Annotated in this window: 23 protein-coding genes and 1 tRNA gene; 9 read left to right on the forward strand and 15 right to left on the reverse strand. The window is 44.8% G+C overall.

Features of this window, described 5'->3' with window-relative positions; genetic code table 11:
- Nucleotides 1–309: 309 nt before the first annotated feature.
- The 4 genes from SDEN_RS14675 to folB form a co-directional block, all read right to left on the reverse strand.
- The gene (locus SDEN_RS14675; protein ID WP_011497254.1) at nt 310–1,134 is read right to left on the reverse strand and encodes a putative RNA methyltransferase; all 825 of its coding nucleotides are present in this window, start codon (nt 1,132–1,134) and stop codon (nt 310–312) included.
- 173 nt (nt 1,135–1,307) lie between these two features.
- Entirely contained in the window at nt 1,308–2,108 is an 801-nt protein-coding gene (locus SDEN_RS14680) for an undecaprenyl-diphosphate phosphatase (protein WP_011497255.1), read from the reverse strand.
- 133 nt (nt 2,109–2,241) lie between these two features.
- Entirely contained in the window at nt 2,242–2,742 is a 501-nt protein-coding gene (gene folK / locus SDEN_RS14685; RefSeq protein ID WP_011497256.1) for a 2-amino-4-hydroxy-6-hydroxymethyldihydropteridine diphosphokinase, read from the reverse strand.
- Between the two features lie 60 nt (nt 2,743–2,802).
- Nucleotides 2,803–3,156 carry a dihydroneopterin aldolase gene (gene folB, locus SDEN_RS14690; protein WP_011497257.1) on the reverse strand — a complete coding sequence of 118 codons (354 nt, stop codon included), beginning with the start codon at nt 3,154–3,156 and terminating at the stop codon, nt 2,803–2,805.
- Between the two features lie 245 nt (nt 3,157–3,401).
- Here folB and plsY point away from each other — a divergent pair, with 245 nt between their 5' ends.
- The gene (plsY, locus tag SDEN_RS14695; RefSeq protein ID WP_011497258.1) at nt 3,402–4,016 is read left to right on the forward strand and encodes a glycerol-3-phosphate 1-O-acyltransferase PlsY; all 615 of its coding nucleotides are present in this window, start codon (nt 3,402–3,404) and stop codon (nt 4,014–4,016) included.
- A 112-nt stretch (nt 4,017–4,128) separates the two neighbouring features.
- Here plsY and tsaD read toward each other — a convergent pair whose 3' ends face one another.
- Nucleotides 4,129–5,145: a tRNA (adenosine(37)-N6)-threonylcarbamoyltransferase complex transferase subunit TsaD gene (gene tsaD / locus SDEN_RS14700; protein WP_011497259.1), complete on the reverse strand. Its 1,017-nt coding sequence runs from the start codon at nt 5,143–5,145 to the stop codon at nt 4,129–4,131.
- A 273-nt stretch (nt 5,146–5,418) separates the two neighbouring features.
- Here tsaD and rpsU point away from each other — a divergent pair, with 273 nt between their 5' ends.
- From rpsU to SDEN_RS14735, 7 genes are all read left to right on the forward strand, one after another.
- A complete protein-coding gene (gene rpsU / locus SDEN_RS14705; protein WP_006080725.1) occupies nt 5,419–5,634 on the forward strand; it encodes a 30S ribosomal protein S21 in 216 nt (71 codons plus the stop codon).
- Between the two features lie 7 nt (nt 5,635–5,641).
- Nucleotides 5,642–6,085 carry a GatB/YqeY domain-containing protein gene (locus tag SDEN_RS14710; protein ID WP_011497260.1) on the forward strand — a complete coding sequence of 148 codons (444 nt, stop codon included), beginning with the start codon at nt 5,642–5,644 and terminating at the stop codon, nt 6,083–6,085.
- Nucleotides 6,086–6,179: 94 nt separating this feature from the next.
- Nucleotides 6,180–7,904 carry a DNA primase gene (dnaG, locus tag SDEN_RS14715; protein WP_011497261.1) on the forward strand — a complete coding sequence of 575 codons (1,725 nt, stop codon included), beginning with the start codon at nt 6,180–6,182 and terminating at the stop codon, nt 7,902–7,904.
- A gap of 155 nt (nt 7,905–8,059) precedes the next feature.
- The gene (gene rpoD, locus SDEN_RS14720; protein ID WP_086022113.1) at nt 8,060–9,904 is read left to right on the forward strand and encodes an RNA polymerase sigma factor RpoD; all 1,845 of its coding nucleotides are present in this window, start codon (nt 8,060–8,062) and stop codon (nt 9,902–9,904) included.
- 250 nt (nt 9,905–10,154) lie between these two features.
- Nucleotides 10,155–10,231, forward strand: a tRNA-Ile gene (locus tag SDEN_RS14725).
- Between the two features lie 159 nt (nt 10,232–10,390).
- Nucleotides 10,391–10,807: a hypothetical protein gene (locus tag SDEN_RS14730; RefSeq protein ID WP_198134602.1), complete on the forward strand. Its 417-nt coding sequence runs from the start codon at nt 10,391–10,393 to the stop codon at nt 10,805–10,807.
- Nucleotides 10,808–11,157: 350 nt separating this feature from the next.
- The gene (locus SDEN_RS14735) at nt 11,158–11,499 is read left to right on the forward strand and encodes a DUF6958 family protein (protein WP_011497264.1); all 342 of its coding nucleotides are present in this window, start codon (nt 11,158–11,160) and stop codon (nt 11,497–11,499) included.
- A 123-nt stretch (nt 11,500–11,622) separates the two neighbouring features.
- Here the strand turns inward: SDEN_RS14735 and SDEN_RS14740 are convergent, their stop codons facing one another.
- The 4 genes from SDEN_RS14740 to SDEN_RS14755 all read right to left on the reverse strand — a co-directional run bounded on the left by SDEN_RS14740 (nt 11,623) and on the right by SDEN_RS14755 (nt 16,641).
- Entirely contained in the window at nt 11,623–12,834 is a 1,212-nt protein-coding gene (locus SDEN_RS14740) for an NnrS family protein (protein ID WP_011497265.1), read from the reverse strand.
- Between the two features lie 227 nt (nt 12,835–13,061).
- On the reverse strand, nt 13,062–14,555 hold the full coding sequence (phrB, locus tag SDEN_RS14745; RefSeq protein ID WP_011497266.1) for a deoxyribodipyrimidine photo-lyase: 1,494 nt from the start codon (nt 14,553–14,555) through the stop codon (nt 13,062–13,064).
- Nucleotides 14,545–15,507 carry a YbgA family protein gene (locus SDEN_RS14750; RefSeq protein ID WP_011497267.1) on the reverse strand — a complete coding sequence of 321 codons (963 nt, stop codon included), beginning with the start codon at nt 15,505–15,507 and terminating at the stop codon, nt 14,545–14,547. The genes phrB and SDEN_RS14750 overlap by 11 nt, the downstream gene beginning before the upstream one ends.
- A 198-nt stretch (nt 15,508–15,705) precedes the next feature.
- Entirely contained in the window at nt 15,706–16,641 is a 936-nt protein-coding gene (locus SDEN_RS14755) for a DUF368 domain-containing protein (RefSeq protein ID WP_011497268.1), read from the reverse strand.
- 217 nt (nt 16,642–16,858) lie between these two features.
- Between SDEN_RS14755 and SDEN_RS14760 the strand changes: the two genes are divergently transcribed.
- Nucleotides 16,859–17,335, forward strand: a complete 477-nt coding sequence (locus SDEN_RS14760; protein ID WP_011497269.1) for a hotdog fold domain-containing protein — start codon at nt 16,859–16,861, stop codon at nt 17,333–17,335.
- A 176-nt stretch (nt 17,336–17,511) separates the two neighbouring features.
- Here SDEN_RS14760 and SDEN_RS14765 read toward each other — a convergent pair whose 3' ends face one another.
- The 6 genes from SDEN_RS14765 to SDEN_RS14790 form a co-directional block, all read right to left on the reverse strand.
- Nucleotides 17,512–17,787: a hypothetical protein gene (locus tag SDEN_RS14765; RefSeq protein ID WP_011497270.1), complete on the reverse strand. Its 276-nt coding sequence runs from the start codon at nt 17,785–17,787 to the stop codon at nt 17,512–17,514.
- Between the two features lie 308 nt (nt 17,788–18,095).
- Nucleotides 18,096–19,019, reverse strand: coding sequence for a polysaccharide deacetylase family protein (locus SDEN_RS14770; RefSeq protein ID WP_011497271.1), 924 nt, complete (start codon nt 19,017–19,019; stop codon nt 18,096–18,098).
- A gap of 99 nt (nt 19,020–19,118) precedes the next feature.
- Nucleotides 19,119–19,874 carry a type 1 glutamine amidotransferase domain-containing protein gene (locus SDEN_RS14775; RefSeq protein ID WP_011497272.1) on the reverse strand — a complete coding sequence of 252 codons (756 nt, stop codon included), beginning with the start codon at nt 19,872–19,874 and terminating at the stop codon, nt 19,119–19,121.
- A gap of 140 nt (nt 19,875–20,014) precedes the next feature.
- Nucleotides 20,015–20,581 (reverse strand): nuclear transport factor 2 family protein, encoded by a 567-nt coding sequence (locus tag SDEN_RS14780; RefSeq protein ID WP_011497273.1) that lies wholly within the window; start codon nt 20,579–20,581, stop codon nt 20,015–20,017.
- Nucleotides 20,582–20,647: 66 nt separating this feature from the next.
- Nucleotides 20,648–22,006: a sensor histidine kinase gene (locus SDEN_RS14785; RefSeq protein ID WP_011497274.1), complete on the reverse strand. Its 1,359-nt coding sequence runs from the start codon at nt 22,004–22,006 to the stop codon at nt 20,648–20,650.
- A complete protein-coding gene (locus SDEN_RS14790; RefSeq protein WP_011497275.1) occupies nt 22,003–23,493 on the reverse strand; it encodes a sigma-54-dependent transcriptional regulator in 1,491 nt (496 codons plus the stop codon). Before SDEN_RS14790 ends, SDEN_RS14785 begins: the two co-directional genes overlap by 4 nt.
- Nucleotides 23,494–23,584 lie beyond the last annotated feature (91 nt).

Consider the following 23,584-nt stretch of genomic DNA (forward strand, 5'->3'; position numbering starts at 1 on the left):
CAATAGGTTGATTATTGGGGCTTGGTGATTGGGCGATACTATGAAAGTAGTAACACGCACAACATCAAGCCTTAATTATTTCTAGTCTTTTTTAAACAGCAGCAACAAACGCACTCCCTCTGTCTATTGCAACACCTCATCCTTCTTTAATGCTAATCCCTTTATTTGGATATTTTTATTCAAGTGCCTTTATCTAAGCCCTTTTATTTTAGTTTCTTTAACGCCATCCTTGGCTTTTGAAAAGATCAGCGGCTTCTACTTAGCACTAAAGTTTTCACACAGAGGTTTCCAAGCAAAATGCGCACAAGCCTAAAGTAATTTCTTGGCTATCACTAAATTAAACTCAAACTCTAACTTGAGGATAGCTTTACTCTTAATGCCATGTCTCAGCTCATCGTTTGCCCGCCAGCCAAAGGTGGACATGTCTAACAAGGTGATGGCTTGCTGACCATCGATATCTTGAGTAAATTTAATTTGATGGGACTCAATCACTTGAATATTGTTAGGTAAATTAATCCCTTGCTGCTTCTCTGTTAGCTCTGGATATACCTCTTGCTTAAGCTGCCATAAATGACGTTCTGCAGGGATAAGCATAACAAGTATGCCGTCATCCTTAAGGATACGCTGACACTCCTTGCCTTTCAGTGGGCTGTCTAGAATCGTGATCACATCGACACTGTTATCCGCTATGGGTAACTTCTTCAATCCTGAGAGGATTAAATTTGCACGGGTCCCCGCCTTGGCAGCGGCAAACAAGGTATTTTCACTGTCATCTATGCCCCAGTGCTGGCCATTAAGTTCAGATAGGCTTGGCATTAACGCCCGTAAATAATAGCCATCACCACATTGGTAATCCAAATGCTGTATTTGAGGCTTGTCCGCCAGCAGGCTCAATAACACCTCAGTAATTTTATTCACCACTGGAGTATATATTCCCGATGCCAGCAAGAAACGCTTGGCGCGCATTTTTTCGCGGCTTATGGCCTGCATCTTAGTTTTATTCGCCAACAGTAATGGCCAGTAACCTTCTTTATGACGATCATAATGATGTTTATTTTCACAATAAAAACCCTGAGAAGCTTGATGCTGCTGTAGCGGAGTCATGCAAATAGGGCAAATCAACATAGAGGTCATTATAAATACCACCAAAATAAAAAGAGCCAGTTAAGGTTAACTGGCTCTGAAATATTAGCCAAAAGATGAACAAACACACTCATCGGCTTATAAAAATAAACTGAACCATTAAGACTCAGCCTGAAGTGAGACAGTTAACCTAAAGGGTTTAACTGTGACTTTAAAAAAGTCGCTTACCAAAGGATCAATGCAAATAACACTGAACCTAAGATCAAACGGTAAATCACAAAGGGGGTCATGCCCATGCGGCTAATGTATTTAAGGAAATAATAAATACAGGCATAAGCCGCAAGGAATGACACTAGCATCCCTATACCTAGGGCTTGGTAATCTATAGCTTCTGGGCTTTCAACGAGATCTTTAGTCACTAAAATCGCCGCCCCTAAGCCCACAGGCACAGACATTAAAAATGAAAACTTAGCTGCAGCCTCTCGACTTAAACCTAACATGAGCGCAGCAGTCATGGTGGCACCTGAGCGGGACGTACCAGGGATAATGGCTAACGCTTGGGCAAAGCCTATCAATAATGCCTTTCGCCAGCCAGTTTGGTACACAGTAAGCTCTGAACGGGACATTCTATCGGCCCACCAAAGCAGTAGACCAAAAATGATGGTGGTACTGGCAATCACTGTGGTATTTCTTAAATGAGTCGCGATAAAGTCTTTCGCGGCGAAGCCAAAAATAACCGCTGGGATAGTCGCTAGAATAATCCACCATGCAAGCTTGCTCTCATTACTTTGCTCACCTTTTACTAAGCTCAGCACCCAAGCTTTAGCCATAGTCCACAGATCATGGCGAAAATAAATGACCACAGCCAATAATGAGCCGGTGTTCACTGCGACATCGAAAGAAAAGCCTTGATCTTTCCAGCCTAATAATTGCGACGGCAAAATAAGGTGAGCTGAACTAGAAATGGGCAGAAATTCGGTAAGACCTTGAATTAAAGCCAGTAAAATTATTTGAAACGTTTCCATGTTGTTCCTAAAAAGAAAATAGTGTCTATGGGGCTAAGGTTGTAATCTGGCTCAAGGTCTTTATTTCACTCAGGCCTTATCTATGGCTCAAGGCTGTTTACAAGCTCAAGCTTTATATATAGCTCAAGGCTGTTTACGGCTCGGGCTGTGGAAAATCAAAAGCGATAGGCCAAATGTGCTGACTCTGCTTATCAAATTCATCCCACAGACTTAAATAAGTCTTTTTCACCAGCGGATGAAGTTCATTGGGGATAAGTTCAGCTAAAGGCCAGAGCACGAAGGCATTATATAGGATTTCACCGCGAGGCAATACAATAGGCAACTGACAAACTGCATCATCATAGAGGAGTAAATCAAGATCTAAACTGCGAGGGCTAAACTTCTTCGCCTGCACTTGCCTGCCATTGTCTTGCTCTATTTGCTTGAATAAAGCGTTCACTTCGGCGATTGAAAGCTCAGTCTCTGCGCCTATGACCATATTTAAAAAGTTAGTGCCATTAAATCCCACGGCCTCACTCTCAAATACCCGAGATAATTGCAACGCTCCTAAATGGCGCTGCAAATCGGCAACCCCAGCAATAACATGGCGTTCAGGCTCAACATTGGTGCCTAAACTAATATAAATACGTGCCATCTTCGGCCTACATCCTATCGATTAATCAAGACTCATGGGTTCATGGGGTTATACATGGGGTTATAGTCGACCACGTTCAATTTCAACACCCACAGAAGCGGCGTGGGGAATGGCCCCAGGCTTCATCACCACCACCTTGACCCAAGGCACATTAAACTCAGTTTGCACACATTGAGCAATCATTTCTGCTACAGTTTCAATGAGCTCTATCGGTTTTTCAGTAATAAGCTGAGTGAGGCACTTAGAGACAGTCTCATAGCAAAGTGCATGTTGATAATTATCTGCCGCAGCGGCGGCACTATTATCCCAAGCCATGTCTAAATCCACCAATAAGGTCTGATGGATTTGCTTTTCCCACTCATAGATCCCAATCACAGTTTCTATGCTTAATTGTCGTATTAATACCTTATCCATGAGTTCTCCAAGCAATTTAACTTGAGGTCGGCGCAGCTGACAAATTAATTCAAGATATAATGCAGTTATTCACGATTTGGCCTTTTTCCAACGGCGTTAAAGCAGTAGGATAGGCTCAGTAATTAAGCAGGTATAGTGACTTTTATTCACACTACAAGCGCACACTGACAATAATGAATCTTGAATATTCTCGAGCACAATAAATTCATGGGCGATAATACCCTAAGAAGAGTAAGGAAACCAATTTGAGCGCAGTGACTATCACCATTTTGATGATCTTAGGCGCCTACTTAGCCGGTTCGATATCAAGTGCGGTTTTAGTATGTAGGCTAAGAGGCTTACCCGACCCCAGAACTAATGGTTCAGGTAACCCAGGCGCCACCAATGTGCTGCGCATAGGTGGCTTAAGTTCGGCCGTCATGGTGTTGTTATTTGATATGCTAAAAGGCGCCATTCCCTCATACATTAGCTATAAACTGGGCTTAGATTCTGTCTATCTTGGACTCGTTGCGGTGGCGGCCTGTCTTGGGCATATTTTCCCGATATTTTTTGCCTTTAAAGGCGGAAAAGGCGTCGCAACGGCTTTTGGTGCTATGGCCCCCATAGGTGAAGACTTAGCCTTATTCTTGCTCGCCACTTGGTTGGTGTTTGCTCTCATCACTCGCTACTCGTCTGTGGCTGCCATTATCGCCGCCTCCTTAGCGCCCCTTTATACTTGGTGGCTCGACGAAAGGTTTACTATTCCTGTTGCCATGTTATCGGTGCTGATTGTCATACGTCACAAAGACAACATACACAGACTCTGGACAGGGGAAGAGACTAAACTCTCACGTAAGAAGCGAGATAAAAAAACCACATAAAAAAGCTTAAGTCACCAACCTGACAACTTAAGCTTAATCCGCATATCAACAATCAAACTCTTTTTCTAAGCTTGGATCTTATGCATCAACGACCAGTATATCAACGATAAGGTTAATCTACTGCTGGCAAACTATCCAGCGGCCATCTGGGCTGACCTTTAACGCTTAAATCCTCTACCTGCCCCGCCTTTAAGCGCTGTAAACCGGCGTAGGCTATCATAGCGCCGTTATCGGTACAGAACTCACCCCTAGGGTAATACACTCTGCCGCCTAAACTTGTCATCAATTCAGCTAAGGTTTCTCGCAAGCGAGTATTGGCACTCACGCCGCCGGCAATCACTAAGCGGTTATAACCGGTTTGCTTAAGCGCACGGCGACACTTTATCGCCAAGGTATCCACAACGGCTTCTTCGAATGCACGGGCAATATTGGCGCGGGTCTGATGATCATCGGGTTCAGCCATTATGGTATTGGCCGTAAAGGTTTTAAGGCCTGAAAAACTAAAATCAAGCCCAGGCCTGTCTGTCATAGGCCTGGGGAACTTATAACCTGCGGGCACACCTTCACTTGCCAATTTGGCAAGTCTTGGGCCACCTGGATAATCAAGCCCCATGAGTTTGGCGGTTTTATCGAAGGCTTCACCGGCGGCATCATCCACTGACTCACCCAGCACTTCATAGCGGCCTATACCATCCACTTTCACTAACATGGAATGACCGCCACTGACTAATAAAGCTACAAAAGGGTACTCGGGAGCATCATCTTCTAACATGGGTGCTAGCAAATGCCCTTCCATGTGATGCACGCCCACCGCAGGCTTGCCCCAAGCATAAGCTAAAGAACGGCCGACACAGGCACCTACCAATAAGGCACCAATTAACCCTGGGCCCTTAGTATAAGCAACACCATCGAGTTCATTGGCACTGGTATTGGCATCTAAGAGCGCCTGTTTGATAAGTGGTACTATTTTACGTACGTGATCCCGAGATGCCAATTCCGGCACCACGCCACCATAATCCGCATGTAGCTTGACTTGGCTATAGAGTTTATGTGACAACAAACCGAGTTTGTCATCATAAACCGCAATACCCGTCTCATCACAAGAGGTCTCAATACCTAGCACCCGCATAGTGTCTCATCTTTTGTTAAAAAATCTGGGGGCCAATTCTACCCCTTGGCATGCTAATACGCCAGCCAGTTCCCCCCTTATTCTAGATAATAACAACCACTATCTATGGCGTAAATTCAGGCTATACTGCAGCCATAGTCGAGGCATGTGAGTTAAGGGGTTTACAAACGAGCCTGCTTCGGTGTAAAATTCCGCACCATTTTAAATAGCCTTGGTTTCTTTAATCAAAGATTGAAGAGAACCGATATAACTACACCTAAGGGGTGATGGCGTATGCCAATAATTAAAGTACGTGAAAACGAACCATTCGACGTAGCTCTACGTCGTTTCAAGCGCTCTTGTGAAAAAGCAGGTATCCTAGCTGATGTGCGTGCTCGTGAATTCTACGAGAAGCCAACAACTGCACGTAAGCGCGCAAAAGCGGCAGCAGTTAAGCGTTTAGCTAAGAAGCTTTCTCGCGAAAACGCACGTCGCGTACGTTTATATTAATCTTATTATGAGCCTAATTGATCAGCTAAAAGACCAAATGAAAGACGCTATGCGTGCCAAAGAAAAGGTACGCTTAGGGACAATTCGCATGGCACTGGCCGCCATCAAGCAAATCGAAGTGGATACCCGCGAAGAATTGACTGATGAACAAGCCATAGCTGTCTTAACCAAAATGGTAAAGCAACGCCGTGATTCTATTGCTCAATATGAAGCAGCAGGTCGTCCGGAGTTAGCAGCAATTGAAGCAGAAGAGATTCAAGTTATTGAAACTTTCCTGCCTACGCCTCTTAGCGAGGCTGAAGTTGCCGCATTACTTGATGAAGCTATCCTAGCGGTAGGTGCATCATCCATGGCGGATATGGGCAAAGTGATGGGAGCATTAAAAGCTAAAGTGCAAGGCCGTGCAGATATGGGCGCCATTGGCGCACTCATTCGCGCAAAATTGCAATAATTAGCCTTTAATGAATGAATGAGCCGTGCATCTGCACGGCTTGTTTGTTTATACCACCGAGACAAAGGTATCACAGCGAGAACAATAATAATCCATGGCAATCCCCCGCGATTTTATTAATGAGCTTATTGCTCGTACTGACATAGTCGAGCTTATCGACCGTAAAGTACCATTAAAAAAAGCTGGGAAAAACCATTCGGCTTGTTGTCCTTTTCACAGTGAAAAATCTCCTTCTTTCACCGTCAGTAGAGACAAGCAATTCTATCACTGCTTCGGTTGTGGCGTTCATGGCAATGCCATTGATTTTATAATGGAATATGACAGATTAGAATTTGTCGATGCCATAGAAGAACTCGCTGGACAACTGGGGTTAGCCGTTCCGCAAGAGCAAGGAACGGGCAATAGAGTCGATCAAGGCTTAAGCCGAGATCTGTATCAACTAATGGAAGAAGCGAAACTCTTCTACCAAAGCCAATTACGCCAACATGCTGACAAGCAAAAAGTCATCGATTACTTAGCCATGCGTGGCTTGAGTGAAGATGTCATCGAGCATTTTGGCATAGGGTTTGCCCCCGATGGCTGGGATGGATTACTGAGCCGTTATCGCCAGCATCCTCAATCCCAAGATAAGCTGCTGACCGCCGGCATGCTAATCGCCAATGATAGCGGCAAACGCTACGACAGATTTCGTGACCGATTAATGTTTCCTATCAGGGACAGACGCGGACGTGTAGTCGGCTTTGGTGGACGAGTTTTAGGAGAAGGTACGCCAAAGTACTTGAATTCTCCAGAAACGCCCATATTTCATAAGGGTAATGAGCTTTACGGCTTGTATGAGTTAAAGCAGCGTCACCGCGATCCAGAACAAGTACTCATTGTTGAAGGTTATATGGACGTGGTGGCATTGGCCCAATTTGGGGTGGATTATGCTGTCGCCTCACTGGGTACCTCGACTACAGCCGAACAATTTCAGTTATTGGTTCGTAGCGCCAAAGAAGTCATTTGTTGCTATGACGGTGACAGAGCAGGCCGCGAAGCCGCATGGCGAGCACTAGAAACCGCATTGCCGCTACTAAAACCTGGCGATAAGGTACGCTTTATGTTCGTGCCTCAAGGTGAAGACCCTGATTCCATGGTGCGCAAAGTCGGCAAAGACGCCTTCGAACAAGCCATGAAGCAAGCGCTAAGTTTACCTGAGTTCTTGTTTGACACCTTGGCCAGTAACTATGGCACTGATAAAGGTGACTTAGCAAAACAAGCCATCGGCTTAATTGAAAAAGTGCAAGACAGCGTGCTGCAAAACTTATTGCTGGAAAATCTAGCCCACAAGCTAGGCATGAACAGTGCAGACGATCTGAAAAAGAAATTTGGCTTCACAGTCAAGCAGTCACAGACAGTAAATAGTAAAGGCTTACAAGGCCGTGGTACGCCACTGCGCTTAGCTATAGCCTTACTGGTGCAACATCCAGATTTAGGACTTTCCTTGGCACCGCAGCCAGCGTTAGCCCATTTACAACTTGCAGGTATAGAATTACTCAACCACCTGCTAACAGTCACTCGAGAAGAAAAGTTAAACAGCGCACAACTACTTGAATTGCACAGAGAACACCCGCAAAAGGCGACTCTGATAAAATTGGCCCAATGGGACCATCAAGTGGCGGATGATAACTTAATTCAAGAGTTTAGGCAGAGTTTGATTTGGCTGAACAATCAATATATTGAACAGCGATATCAAGAGCTTAGCCTAAAGCAGACCTTAACCAAAGCCGAGAAAGTACAATTGCAAAAGCTGATTTCCATCATGAAAGGCTTAAGCTAACTCGACTGAGTTAAGATCTGCTAAAAAATATACATAAAAGCAAAGTCATGGACTAGCGAAGCTAAGCCCAGACAGCTATAATTAACGGTTTTCGCGGCACAAGGCAAAAGCCTGCGCCCTATCGTTGTAACAGTTACCCAACTTGGATGATATCTATGGATCACACTCCGCAGTCGCAACTAAAATTGTTGCTCGCTAAAGGTAAAGAGCAAGGTTACTTAACCTATGCTGAAGTGAACGACCACTTACCAGCTGACATGGTCGATTCTGATCAGATTGAAGATATTATCCAGATGATAAATGACATGGGTATTCGGGTGTTTGAAGAAGCGCCAGATGCCGATGACATGATGATGTCAGAAGACAACACAGACGAAGATGCCGCTGAAGAAGCCGCAGCTGCGCTAGCAACAGTTGAAAGTGAACTTGGTCGTACTACTGACCCGGTACGCATGTACATGCGTGAAATGGGCACAGTGGAATTGCTGACTCGTGAAGGCGAAATTGTTATCGCTAAGCGTATCGAAGAAGGCATTAACACGGTCCAAAGTTCAGTGTCTGAATATCCTCAAGCGATCGCCATGATCCTCGAGCAATTCGACCAATACGAAGCTGATGAACTGCGCCTGACAGATATTATCGCTGGATTTATCAACCCTGACGAAGATGACGTCGCCCCCACCGCCACCAATATCGGCTCAGAATTATCCGAAGCACAGCAAAACGATGACGATAATGACGATGATGATGATGACAGCGATGACGAAGAAGAGGAAGAAGGCAACAAAGGGCCTGATCCTGAGCAAGCCAAAGAAAAATTCACTGAGCTAAGAGAAGTCTATGAAAAAGGCTTAGCCGTCATTGCGGAAAAAGGCCGTGATCACCCAGAAGCGATTGGCGCGCTATTCGTTATTGGTGAGTTATTCAAAGAATTCCGTTTAGTGCCTAAGCAGTTCGACCGCTTAGTGAAAAGCATGCGCACCATGATGGACAGAGTCCGTGTGCAAGAGCGCCTAATACTTAAGTTGTGTGTTGAACAGGCTAAAATGCCTAAGAAGAATTTCGTTAAGGCTTTCACCAGCAACGAAACGAACTTAGATTGGTTCAACAAAGAAATGAACAGCAACAAGCCTTATGCTGATGCACTTAAAGCCGTTGCTCATGACGTTAACCGTTGCAGCAGCAAGCTGACTGCCATTGAATTAGAAACCGACCTGACCATTTCTAGCATCAAAGACATTAACCGTCGTATGTCTATCGGTGAAGCCAAGGCTCGCCGTGCGAAAAAAGAAATGGTTGAAGCCAACTTACGTTTGGTGATTTCGATTGCGAAAAAATACACCAACCGTGGTTTACAATTCTTGGACTTAATCCAAGAAGGTAACATTGGCTTGATGAAGGCCGTGGATAAGTTCGAATACCGTCGTGGTTACAAGTTCTCGACCTATGCGACTTGGTGGATCCGTCAGGCAATCACGCGTTCAATCGCTGACCAAGCCCGTACTATCCGTATTCCAGTACACATGATCGAAACGATCAACAAGTTGAACCGTATTTCTCGTCAAATGCTTCAAGAAATGGGCCGTGAGCCGTCTCCTGAAGAATTGGCAGAACGTATGATGATGCCTGAAGATAAAATTCGTAAGGTGCTGAAAATCGCTAAAGAACCTATTTCAATGGAAACCCCAATCGGTGACGATGAAGATTCCCATTTAGGTGACTTTATCGAGGATACCACCCTCGAGTTACCACTGGACTCAGCCACCAGCGAAAGTCTAAAGAACGCCACTCATGAAGTACTCGCTGGCCTGACAGCCCGTGAAGCTAAAGTACTGCGGATGCGTTTTGGTATCGACATGAACACTGACCACACGCTAGAAGAAGTGGGCAAGCAATTTGATGTTACCCGTGAACGTATTCGTCAAATCGAAGCCAAGGCATTACGCAAGTTACGCCACCCTTCTCGCTCAGAGATCTTGAAATCATTCTTAGACGAATAAGCTTTAACTTCATCGTCTTAGCTTTCAAGAGTTAGACTTATAACAAGTCCTCAGTAAAAACCTGCCCAGTGCAGGTTTTTTCTTGCCTTAAACTGCAAATTTGTGCAGAAATTGCTAATGCAAACTGAAATTTGATTAACAGATAACCAATCGGACTCACAAAAAGCTATTCTGTTGAAAACACAGGTGACAAGCCGATTCAAAATTCGTATACTGCATGCGCTTTCGATAGTGACGACTATTAAAAGTAGGCCCCTTAGCTCAGTTGGTTAGAGCATACGACTCATAATCGTCAGGTCCCCAGTTCGAGTCTGGGAGGGGCCACCAATTCAGATAAGGCGTAGTTGGTTAATAGCCACTACGCCTTTATCGTTTTTGGCGTTTACAGGGCAGTTATCGGATCCATATAAAGCATATCCATTAAGATCACTTTTATTAATTCGATTTTAAATCTATCTACCTTGTCGTTATTTTCATAGATTCATTATGAAAGTCGGCGCCTTAATACTGATTTATCAAGTAAACATCAATATAGGAAGTATGATGAAAAAACTAGCTCTTATTGCAGTAGCATTGCTCACTGCCTCAGGTTGTACTGTACGTGTAGCCGATCTAACAGTCGCAAGCTCTAAAAACTTTGATTTAAACTCAGGCAAGCTTGTTAAAGGCCAACGAGTATCAGGTGAAGATACATACCCTGTGTTCATTCTGCCTTTCGGCGTTCCAAATATGAAAACAGCTATTGATAGAGCCATCGAATCTGAAAAATGTGCGGTAGGCCTTTCAGATGTCGTGCTTAGTCATTTAAGTCATTCATTTATTATAGGTTCTGTCGGCATGCGTGCTGAAGGCGATTTGATTATCGATAAAAACCAGCCTGGTTGTGAAAACAAAGGCGTTTAATTTCGATTGAATACAAAACAGGCTCTAGCTCATCAAAATAATAGATTAGAGCCTGTTTAATCAAATAGATGTGCCTTAATCACCGCTTCATATCTCCATTACTCATAAAAAATCAACTTGTCCTCCCAACACAAACTTCATCGGCATCGACGTCTTTTAAACCGTTCAGAACCCCACTCCACTACTACCTATTGAATATTTTGTGAACTTGGATCACAACTGCAGAACCAATTACGGTTTTTCAAAAACCGTAATTGGTTACTCTACTTGCTACACTGTTCTTTACTACATTGAACAATAAACTATTATTTTCTATGCTTTCTGGATGACATCGAATTTAGAGACTAAGAATGAGTCTATTGATTGCTAAAAAAAGAAGGGACTGCCTGAACAATAGCCTAGATAAAGTGGTCTGTTTGACGCCGACCAAAGGAAAAGCCGCGACCAGAATAGATAAATGGAAATATGACCTAGTGAGTGAAGCATTAATAGCGCTAATTCCTGAAACGGGTGATGGGGTATTGTTTAGTGAGCTTTCAGCTGGCGTTGCACAAAGGATAGGGCACGAGAATATAACCAAGCTAGGTTCTTGCCGCTGGTATACCACAACAGTAAAGTTAGATCTTGAAGTAAAACAGCGTATTGTTCAAGTTAAAGGCTCAAAACCGCAACGCCTGTTAACACTTCCCTGAAGCTTAAAAACAAACGCTGCCTAGTCTTAATATTTAACTTATTAACGCTCTTGGTACGCTCAAACGAAAACGGATCGCCGTGCTGATGACAACGATCCTAGCATGCTTGCTTCAGCATCGCTCTTAACCAGGGCGCCCATCAATTCTAGGCTGAGTTAATACACTCCAGTAATGCCAGACAAACATGCCAAAGGCAATAAACCACGCTATGCCTGCAAGCCATAACCAAGTTTGAGTCAGTTCAGGGAAAAACATAGGCATCACGGCCCTCAGCATCGCCGCCAAAGGCAAGCAGATAAAGGCAAGCAACATGCTAGGACCTTGATAAATATTGCGGCTAGTATGACCTAAAGACACCCTTGAAATCATAGATAAGCATAAGGCCGCAAGGCAACCTATGGCGAAGATATGCAGCAATAATTTAGTCACATAAACATTACCCACATAAAAACTTAACGCCACCAGCGTGACAGGCAGCGCCGCATAAGATAACTGCAGCGACCACAGCATGGGCTCTTTTAGTGTCTTAAAGGGCTGCCACCTTAACCAGCGAGCCAGCTGTAATACCCCGGCACTTAACAGCAAGCCTTGCTCGACACCTTGTGGCAATAACTGGGTAATGGCTTGAAACACTAGGGCTATCATAAACAAGATGACGGTGTAATCGAGCGCCTCGATAGGCTCAGGCTTTGGCGTTTGCAGACGCATGGCAGTGAAGAAAGGAATAACCCGCCCACCCACTATGGTGATAAGCAGTGCCAACCACCAGAGCATGGCTTGCCAGATATGATTAGCCAGCACAAAGTCATTGGTAGCCAAGGCATAGTAGCTAAGTAGATTCACTAATAATGCAAGGCTTAACATGATGGGGAAACCGATATTGCGCCACTGCTTTACCGGATAAATACAGCGCCATAACGCCATCGCGCTAGCGCCTAAAAACAGTGAGTCGAATATTGCAGGCACATACAATGGAATCGCAAAGGGCAATAACAAGCAAAGCCTTGCCAGCAGCCAAGCTGCAAACACTAAGGCTAAAGGAGTACCTGTGATAGTGGGTCTATTGGTCCAAGCCTGCACCGCCGTCAATAAGAAGCCACAGACTATGGCCATGGCAAAGCCAAACAGTAGCTCATGTGGGTGCCACCAGATGGGCGCCACATTATGCCAAATATCACCATTAAACAAGCTGTAAGCAGGAACAAACCAGCCCAGTAACCACAGTGGAATGTAGAGGCTTGCCAGCACGGCACCGCCTAAGAAAAAAGGCCTAAATCCGAGACGCCAGATGGCGGGAGTAGTTTCAGTCTTGGAGGGATCGTCAATATTTAGCATAGGTTACGACTCGACTTATCAGATGGACTCACCAGCAACCTGTTTATAAACCATTTAGTCAATGTGATTGTCTAAAAGAACTAACATTAAACAGGTATTTATAATGATTGTTTAAAGGCTAGTTTAAGTTTATCTAAACTAAGCTTCAATGAGATTATGCCGATTTAAGCTCATGGGTAAGCAGGAGTGTGATCGAGTCGAGGTTAATGCCAATCCTATTAATAATCTTACCCCTTTTTTAATGCACTAAGCACTTCAATAGCGCGTTTACGGGCAAAGCTATGCTCGACAATGGGCGCGGGATAAGTCGCAGATTTGCCCTCAAGCTCAGGTGGGGCAAACAAGTCCACCTTCGCCGCTTCATAAGCAGCACTGCATTTTATCTCATGAATGGCTTTATTGGACACCTCACTGAGCTCAGGCACAAAACGTTTTATAAATTCGCAATCAGAATCAAACTTTGCGCTTTGGCTCAAAGGGCTGAATACTCGGAAATAAGGCTGCGCATCGCAACCTGTGCCCGCAGACCACTGCCAGCCGCCATTATTTGCCGCCAAATCACCGTCTATCAGTTGCTGGCGAAAATACTGCTCACCCCAGCGCCAATCGATCAACAAGTGTTTGGTCAAAAAGCTTGCCACTAACATTCTGAGTCGATTATGCATCCAACCGGTTTGGTTCAGTTGCCGCATCGCGGCGTCCACCAAGGGATAGCCAGTGCGCCCCTCACACCAGGCGTTAAATTCAGCCTTATCGTTACGCCACTTTATGCCATCGCCTAAGGCGTTGAAGTTATGCCCCATAGAAAGCCGCGGGAACGCCACCAGCAAGTGACGATAAAATTCACGCCACATTAATTCATTAAGCCAAGTTTTTGCGGGGCTGGTATAATCCACTAAGGCTTCAGGAAAGCGCTGTAAAATAGCGGCCACGCATTGTTTAGGGCTGATAATCCCTAGGGCTAAATAGGGGGATAATCGACTGGTACCCTCTTCTGCAGGGAAATCCCTTAAAACTTGATATTCGGCCACATTTTGATTTAAAAACCTCTCCAATATCCGCTTGGCAGCGCCCTCACCCGCTTGCCAAGCCTCGCTTGAGCGCATTGGGCAGTCAAACACTATGGGTGCTATTTGGGTAATCGCGCTGCCAACGGGCGCGGGTACGGGCACAGGTAAAATTTGCATGGATGCCGCGATTTGCTTCCACTTTTTACTAAAAGGGGTAAATACCTTGTACATGTCACCGCTAAGATTGAGCACAGCACCCGGTGCCAACAGGCAATCTTGCTGCAATAGGGTCAAGTTCAAGCCTGATGCAATTAATGCGTTATCCCGCCTTTGTTCATTAATCTCAGGTTCTTTACCCGCAAAGATAGCGCCGATTTGATGCTCATTCACATAGTCAACCAGTAATGCAGCAGTATCATCAAACACTTGACCATAAAGCACATCCAATGGAATGCCTAAGGCGCCAAGAGAGCGGGCTAATAACTCAAGGTGGCGGCGAATAAAATCAATTTGCATTGGCGCCACATGGTGATGCTGCCATTGCTTAGGCGTCACAAGATAAACGGCTCGCACCTTGCCACCATGAACACCAGCATATTCACAGGCGGCGTTTAGCGCAGGATTATCCCCAAGGCGTAAGTCATTTCTGAACCACATGAGACTATTGGGGTTTAATGCCCCATTGTTAAGAACATTACTCTCAATAGGCATAGCGCAGTTTCAACTCCTCTGGGTGAGGATTTAAATACACTTGGCTTTCAATATAAGGCGTTGGGAATTCGCGCAAGTAATGATTAATCAAGGTAATTGGCACTAATAATGGCAATAACCCTTGGCGATACTTGTCGATAGACTCACTCAGCTCTTGCTTTTGTCCTGCGGACAAATGCTTCTTAAAATAGCCTTGAATGTGCTGCAAGGTGCTGGTGTGATTTTTGCGAGTGGCTTTGATTTTAAGGGCCGTCATAAAGCCATCAAAATAAGCATCTGCACTGGCTGATAAGTCTTGAATATCGGCCAAAATAGGCCCCAAAGCACGATACCATTTAGGACTGTGGGCCATGATTAAATATTTATAACGGGAGTGAAACTGAATAAGTTTGTGCTTAGTTAAGCCGCTCGCCAACATGGAAAACCAATCATGGTAAGCGTAAAGGCGAGTGATAAAGTTCTCACGGAGCACCAGATCGTTTAATCTGCCCTCCTCTTCCACCGGCAAATGAGGGTACGTCTCCATCAACACCTTGGCAAATACCCCGACACCTGCTTTACTGCCGTTATTAGTACCGATTTTATATTCAGTGACTCGCTCCATGCCGCAAGTGGGCGATTTGGCACAGAGAATATAGCCACCTAAAAAATCCAGTTCAGCCACTTTCTGCTGGCTAAAAGTGTTGAGTTTATCTGTGACATCTAAGCTGCCATCGCCGCTTTGGATGAGTAGAGTATCACCGTCTCGCACTTGTCGAATACTCTTTCGCGGCGCACCTAAGCCGATGGACATTTCTGGGCACACAGGCACGAATTCAACATGTTCTCTTAAGGTGACATCACAATAATAAGAGTTCTTATGACCGCCATCGAAACGCACCTTTTGACCTAACAAACAGCTGCTGATGCCAACTTGAATTTTTTCTGGGGTAAAATGTGAGGAAAGTTCCAATTTGAGCCACTCCCTTTAGAAACACGCATTCCAAGTGTTCATCGCGCCCAACTTGCAATAAATGCAACTCGGGAGCTTGAACCATATTGTTGTTCTAGCTTGTTCTTGTATATAAATCTAGTCTAGCGTGCATTACGATTAAGGTGTCAAAATCGATCACTAAATTTAGATTTAACTTTTAGGCAATGACTCAAGGGGTTATGACAGTTCAGCGGTTTTATCTCCCCGGGTAGCAAACTTTTCTAAGCCCCATACAAGGCAGATCCCCAAGACTAAACTGGCGGTAGCGACACCCACTAGCGCCTCTTGACCTGTGATTTGCTCAAAGGCCATGGGTGACAAATTTTGCTCAGCTAAAGGCACTTGCTCACCATGGGAGTTAGTCCGCCATGTCAGTACCTGTTTCCAAGGCCAGATTTTGCCTAAGGTGCCGAGCATTAATCCAGTTAAAAATACTAAAGTGGCATCGTGAAACTTGCGCAATAACGCTGAGAGCAAATGACTAAAGCTCAATAAGCCAAGCAAGGCCCCAAAGGCAAAACAGGCTAAAAAATCAATTTGAAAGCCTTTAGCAGCGGCTAATACAGCAGGATATAAACCCAGCAGCAACAAAATAAAACTCCCTGAAATGCCAGGTAAAATCATCGCACAAATGGCAATAGCACCGGCAAAAAAGAAGCTTAAGTAGCTCACCTGAATCTCAATAGGGTGCAGTACAGTTATCATCCATGCAAAGGCGACCCCAAGAATAAAAAGCCCCAGCCTACCCCAGGTAAAACCTTGCACTTGTTTGAGCATGTGGGCCACAGAAAATAAAATCAGCCCGAAGAAAAATGACCAAACTGGGATAGGGTGAGTCACCAGTAGCCAAGAAATAAGTTTAGCCAAAGAGAAAATACTGGTGAGTATGCCGCCAAACACAGCCAGCAAAAATGGGCCATTAATCTCCATAAATGCCGCTTTAATGCCTTTTTCCCTGATAATCCCAATTAAACTTGGGTTTATTCTGCGTATACCATCGAGTAAAGGATCTAAAATCCCTGTAATAAAAGCAATAGTGCCACCAGAGACACCCGGCACCACATCGGCAGCGCCCATGGCAAGGCCCTTAAAATAACTGAGCAAATAATTCAATGCAGATCCTTAATCGACTGAAAGCAGACGCGAATTATACATGGCTTTCAACCTAGATAGCAGTGTTTGCAAGAGTAATATGTGCCACTAATTAAGTGGCTCATTGACAGGAAAAATCCCTATACCCAAGTTATTGCAATAATGTTAAGCTCACAACAAACCACCTCATCAGACCAGTTGAAGCTCTCGATGGGTTACAACAAAAGCAAGGATTGATATGTCAGATAATAAGCCGAACAAAGTCATGGCACTGTACAACAAGGTCACTCGCCTGCCTTTTGGTAAGCGCATTTTCTCATTAATGGTCTCTCGTATGGCGCCCTACTTTGCCACAGTGAAACCTCAGGTCACGGATCTTAGCCTTAACCGCTGTGAACTCATGATTAAAAAGCGCAAAGCCGTGCAAAATCATATTGGTACTGTGCATGTGATTGCCATTTGTAACGGCTTAGAAATGGCCATGGGCGCCATGGCAGAAGCCTCTATTCCAAAGCATTTACGCTGGATCCCAAAAGGTATGTCGGTAGACTACACAGCCAAAGCCGGTAGCGACATCCGCTGCGTAGCCCAAGTAACCCCAGAGCAATGGCAAGAAGGCGATATGTTGGTGGACGTCAAAGCCTATGACAGCAATGATGTAGTCGTGGTTCAAGGCACAATCAAACTGTGGATCTCACTAAAGCCAACTAAGTAAATAATTTGCCAAAGAGCGGCCATGGAAGGGATGGTCGTTTCACACTCTAGTGATGAGTAACATGATTTATCTCTTTAGCTTTTGTATCACCTATTAATTTAAAAGTTTTACTGCGGTTGGCACCATTCACTAGCTATAAGACAGAACTTCACTATGGCCACACTGACTGTTAAAGCTTACACATTACTAACATCTTCATTTGGCGGTTCGCCACTTTCATCTTCTTCTTTGATTTGTACTTGCTTTATTCTTTCAAATTTTTTCACTTCCTCACCAGGGATGGGAAATATTGAAATTAACGGAAAAATAGCCAACAAAATAAACGCCCCTTTAGGCATTTTTTTAGACCATATTACCAATCTAAACATACTTTTCAATATAAACAAGACCAGTAAGATTGCCAATAATATAAAAAAATAATACCTAATATCAATTGCGCTCAACAATTCCATTTCAATGCCCCAACCTAATCCCCCTTTATAAACTAGATTGGGACAAGAGCACTGATAATCAAGTAGCTATAATGTTTTCTTATTTGATGAGATTTATAAACTGCCCACTTTGACCTTGTTTTTAAGACCTTAATGGCAATTCCGATGCTAATGGGAGGATGTTGGGCTAAATGGCTCGCGTCTATCTCGTGTTTTCTATTACGTTAGTGCAGCAGGGCTGCTGCGCCCGAGCCCATAGGGACCTTTTTATTCGTATGAATAAGACCTCATTCCTGAGTGAACCCAATGCCCGAGTTCAGCGATTGAACTTATTCCATAACACGCTCTAACTTAATGGATAGGACTTCTTCTGCGAAGCGCTTTTCGAGATATGCTTCATCTAGGGTGTGATGCCAAAGGCCCGCTTTTTGCCCTTTATCCCGTGCAATTTCACCAATGCGACCGGGATTATAACTAAAGACGCCTTGAGGTTGATATTGGGCTATGTCATCGGTATAGGCCTCTTCTGGGGTAATGATACTCCAGCCTTTGCGGCGAAGCGCATCCACCAAATCCCCGACAAACAAGGCTGAGATATCCATTTCATGCAGGAGCAGTATATGTTTAGGCGAGCGGCCTAAATGCGTCTGCGCCATGGCATCGTAATATTCGATACTTTCCATTAGCACTTGAACATAGAATTGGCGCATACGATCAAAATCTAGGGCAACGCCCTTTTTTATCGCCCGTTGAAACAAGTCTTCCATATACCAATCATAATTATTCAAGGTGATATAGGCATTGATATAGCCCTGTTTTTTCAACACGGCTTGCATGCCGGTTCGTTTTAACTCGCTATTGCCATCTCTTAGATAAGGAAACCGAAATAGCTTTTTAAAGCCCTTAAATTGTTTAAGTTCTAAATCTGCCAGTAAAAAGTTTTGTGCATATTCTTCCACTGTCATATTATTAAAATCAGGATGGCTGTGAGTATGGTTGGCTATGATATGGCCCGCTTGGCTGTAGGATTGCAGCCTTTGTATCCCTTCTGCATTCAGTCCAAGACTGTTAGAAAAAAATGCCACCTGAGCAATATTATGCTTTTTTAATGCTTGAATTAATTTTTGGGCACGCTCAGGGCCATCAAAATAGCCGTCAGCCTTTCGAGGAGAATCATCAAAGGTAATGGCGATTTGTTTTGCATGAGATAACGGACTGATACAGATAAGCAGTAATAATAAATAGTGCTTCATATTGATGGTTTCATATGGATGGTCTCATTTTAATGGCCTCTTTTTAATAGCTTGTGTAAAAGAAAAGTAAACATACAGATTTAACCAGACTGGGTGCTGTTACCTTTTCTCAAGCAATATAATCATTTCCTTTGCCACCAGGGCGGCAGAGGGCAAAAACATGGTCGAGACTATGCGTTGATCTATGATCACTTCATGCTTATCGGCAATGTTTTCCTTATTGACGATAACCGCACTGTTTTTTCTCAGTTGCTCTTCAACGAGAAATGGCAACAAGGTCCCCTGTTTGGCCCATGATTTTTCTTTCTCCGTTGAATCAGGGAAGCCCGCTACTCGCTTTGCATTCACCAAAAATTTACCGTCACTCAGTTGAACGTTAGCAAAGCCGCCGGCACCATGACCGCAGCTACCGAGCACCCCGCCGTTTTCATAAATCTTAGCCATAATATCGAGCAATGTTTTGTTCGAGGCCACATCGAACAATGTGCCATAGCCGCCACCGATAAAAACGGCGGCATAATCCTCTGGGTTCACTTGCTTAGGCGTTAATGAAGCATTGGCCTTATCGAGAAAATGTTCATACTTTATCGTATAACTACTGATCCCTAATGGGTCCATCATAAAGGCGACCGGCCCTCCAGAGGGAGACACAAAGTCCACTTCATATCCATGAGAAACGAAGATATGGTAAGGCGGTGCATATTCCCAAAGGTTATTTCTAGCGTCATGCTGCTCTGGATCCCCCATATCTTGCATATTCGAAGCGACAATAAGAATTTTTTTAGCCTCCCCCGCCTGCACTGGACTAAGGACGACCGCGAATAAGATGCTCAAGAAGATGATTAAATATTTCATTTTTTTAGACTCTCAGTTATTCGTTAAATAATGTCAGTTCGCAATCATGAGGGTGTTCATTATTGCCTTGTAGCGGTTTGAAAGCAGCTCAAACTCAGCCAAACATTGAATTTAAGTTCCATGGGCACATAGACGGCGCCTTACTGCGAAGGCGCTTCGGTGGTGCGATGTCCATAACTTAGCACTCGAGTGATAAGCCATTTGTTATCCTGCTGACGCCAGACGATGACGAAGTCAGCCATGCCTTCACAGTCGCCGCTATCAAGTTTGCAAAAGCGATGCACACCTTGTTCGATGGCGCCAAATTCTTTGACAGCGACCACTTTAAGGCTATTGGGCACTAGCTCGCGGCGATAATTGCCGCAGGCATATTTTTGGGTATTGGCTATCATGTCATCGCGATTCCAGGTGACACCACCCGTGTCATGATAAAACTCAACGTCCTGATCAAAGTAGCTGGCGTGCTTTTTAAGCTCGGCGGAATCGCTACATTTATTGAAGGCATCGAATACCCCTTGATCTAGCGTGGAAATCTCAGAAAACAAAGGCGTTTGCTGCTGTTGAACTGTTACCAAAGTAGAGGCCGCTGAAATAGGGGCCGATGCAGCGACTAATGCAGGGAGTAGCACCGTGAGTGGTGCTAAGAGCATTCCTGAGAGTGCAAGGGTTAAATATCGCCAATGTTTCATTGTTGTTTTTTGGGTCACAGGAACCTCCACCAAGGGATAATCAAATCGTTAAGCGTGCAATTTTTTAATGCTTTACACCTGTCATTAAGCGTCCTCATTAGGCAACCACAAGCTGACTTTTAACCCTTGAGGTACCCGGTTCTGCAAACTTATGCGCCCGCCATGGGCTTCAACAATTTCTCGGCACAAGGGTAAACCTAAGCCTGTGCCCGATTGCTTGGTGGAATAAAAGGGCAATAAGGCCTGCTCTAATACGTCACTAGACATGCCGCTGCCAGCATCTTCAACACACACAGTCACCCCAGATATTGGCTGGGTCATTTCCACTATGGACAGACTAATCGCATCAACGGCTGAGCCCGACTCATGGGCATTTTTAAGCAGATTAATCAGTACCTGCTCTAACTGCATGGTATCCAGATAACTTGGCGTTTGTGGCAAGTCCACCTTGAGGTTAAAACGGTAATGCTGACCCAATTGCGCCGTTAAATTCCCCCAATCTACAATTTTTCGCTGAGGCATGGGCAGTTTGGCAAAGTGCGCATAATGGGAAATAAATTCACTTAAATGTGAGGTGCGATTCTCTATGGTATCGAAAATCAGTTTAAGTTGTGGCTTATCAATATCTTGAGTCAATAAACGCCCAGAATTCACCATGGAGGCTATGGGGGCCACTGAGTTGTTCAGTTCATGGCTGATGATGCGAATGACCTTCTTCCATACCGCCACCTCTTGACGATTAAGCTCTCGAGTTAATTGCTTGAGTAAAATAAGATTATGCTTTTGATTATTAAGGCTAAACTGGCCACGACTGATATGCCAAGTTTCGGGCTCTGCCTCCCCTAATGAAAACAAGCCTTCTTTGTCACCTAGCAAGAACTCGCTAAAACTTGGCGCTAGATTGGCGCACAGCTGCTTTAGGCATAAGCCTTCGATAAGTTGACCTTGGTGTAATAACTGCCTTGCTGCCGTGTTGGCGTAGATAATCCTAAGTTCAGCATCCACCAGCAGCATCACATTGGGGGAGTTTTGAATCACTTTATCCAGCAGTAGCTCACGCTGATAAATAAATTGTCGTTCACTGCGTAATTGCGCCGCTGCTTGGTTATACAGCAGGGCTAAGTTGTCAAAATCCCCTTCCCCCTGGGTGCTCAAAGACACACTAAAATCATTATCTTTAAAGTTCAGCAGGCCCACTTCCAATGCTGACAAGCTATGGGAGAATGAACGACTAAGGCGCCAGGCCATTAAACTACTGGCAAGCATGGCGGCGATAGCACCTGTAAGTAAAAAATCACCCTGTGTATAAAGCCAGACAACCGTTGCCAGCAGAAAACCAAATACGCTCGCCAGCAGGCTTATCAGCATCATCTTATGGACTATGGAAAGTTTGCCCATTGGCGACCACTTAGCCCATGGCAAAAAACTAAGTTTTAAGCTCATGATTTGTCCACCTGAATGCCAAACTTTTCCATCCGCCGATAAAGCGCCTGACGGCTGAGGCCCAAAGATTTCGCCACTCTCGCAATCACGCCCTTGTGCTCCACCAGCGCCAGCTCAATGTCCACTTGGCTGATAGGTGGATTTGCAGGCGATGGCACCTGTGATGATGCCTGTGTGCCCATGCTTGGTACATTTGTCGCTTGCTGGGCACTTGAGCTTGTAAAAGTGTGATCTAACTTGGGCGCAGTGCCCGCTTGTGAGCCTAAACTAGCCTTTGGAGTCACAGCACCATGGGAGCTGGACTGAGTGAGCTCAGCCCCACTAAACCCAAAATCTTCGGCCGTTAAAACAGTGGAAGGCGCCAGTAACACCGCACGTTTACAGGCATTTTCTAATTCGCGCACATTCCCTGGCCAAGTGTAATTAAGCAGTGCTTGTTGGGCGGGCTTGCTCAAGCTCCCCCCTTGACCAATAAAGTGCTGCACTAAGGGCAATACATCGTCAAGGCGCTCATGTAATGACGGCAACTTAAGTTCGATAACATTCAAGCGATAAAATAAATCCTCACGAAAGCGGCCCTTTGCAATATCTTCAGTTAAATTGGAATTGGTGGCGCTTAACACCCGCACATTCACTTTGCGCGTTTGATGGCTACCAAGGCGTTCAAACTCACCGGTTTGCAGCACTCTGAGTAGTTTAACTTGCCCAGACAGCGGCAGATTGCCTATTTCATCTAAGAACAAGGTGCCACCATCGGCGGCTTCAAAACGGCCAATTCTTACCTTGTTGGCTCCAGTAAAGGCCCCCGCTTCGGCGCCAAAAAGCTCAGCCTCCAATAAATCCATCGGCAAGGCGCCAATATTAACCTTAATAAAGGGCTTATCTTTTAAGGGGGAGTTGGCGTGGAGAATATCGGCAATTTTATCTTTCCCAGCGCCATTGGGGCCTGTGACCAACACAGAAACATCGGAGCGGGCAATTTGCAGCGCCAAGTCGACGCAGCGCTGCATGGCGCCGCTAGCAAAAATTAACCCGCACAAATTACCTTGGGTAATGGATGCCATGCGCTGGGCATCGGCTCGACTCAGCTTTTGATTGGCTTTTGATAAATGATAAATGGCTAACAGATTGGCTATGCTGTTAATCAGCTTGGCATCGTCCCATGGTTTGCCCATGTAATCGGCGGCGCCGGCTTTGACTAACTCCACAGCTGTCTCTAATTGAGTCCAGGCCGTCATTAGGATGATAGGCACATCTGCCTGGGCTTGCCTTAGGGCGTAGAAGAGCTCTTTGCCTTCTTCACCAGAGGTGGTATCACGGCTAAAATTCATGTCTTGAATGACAAGACTGATGTCTTGCTCTGCCATGATGTTTAGCGCAGCTTCCGGCCCATAACAAATCACACTTTGGTAGCCATGAATGTCTAGCATCAGGGCTAAGGCGCTGCATATCGACGGATTATCATCGACGATGAGGATGTTATCCATTTTATCCCATTGATTTATTTAGGCTAACACGCCTAATGATTATAATTTCACACTTGTTAGCATTAGCCTAACACAGAGTAAAAGTGTAATA

It is taken from the genome of Shewanella denitrificans OS217 (assembly GCF_000013765.1).
Taxonomy (GTDB): domain Bacteria; phylum Pseudomonadota; class Gammaproteobacteria; order Enterobacterales; family Shewanellaceae; genus Shewanella; species Shewanella denitrificans.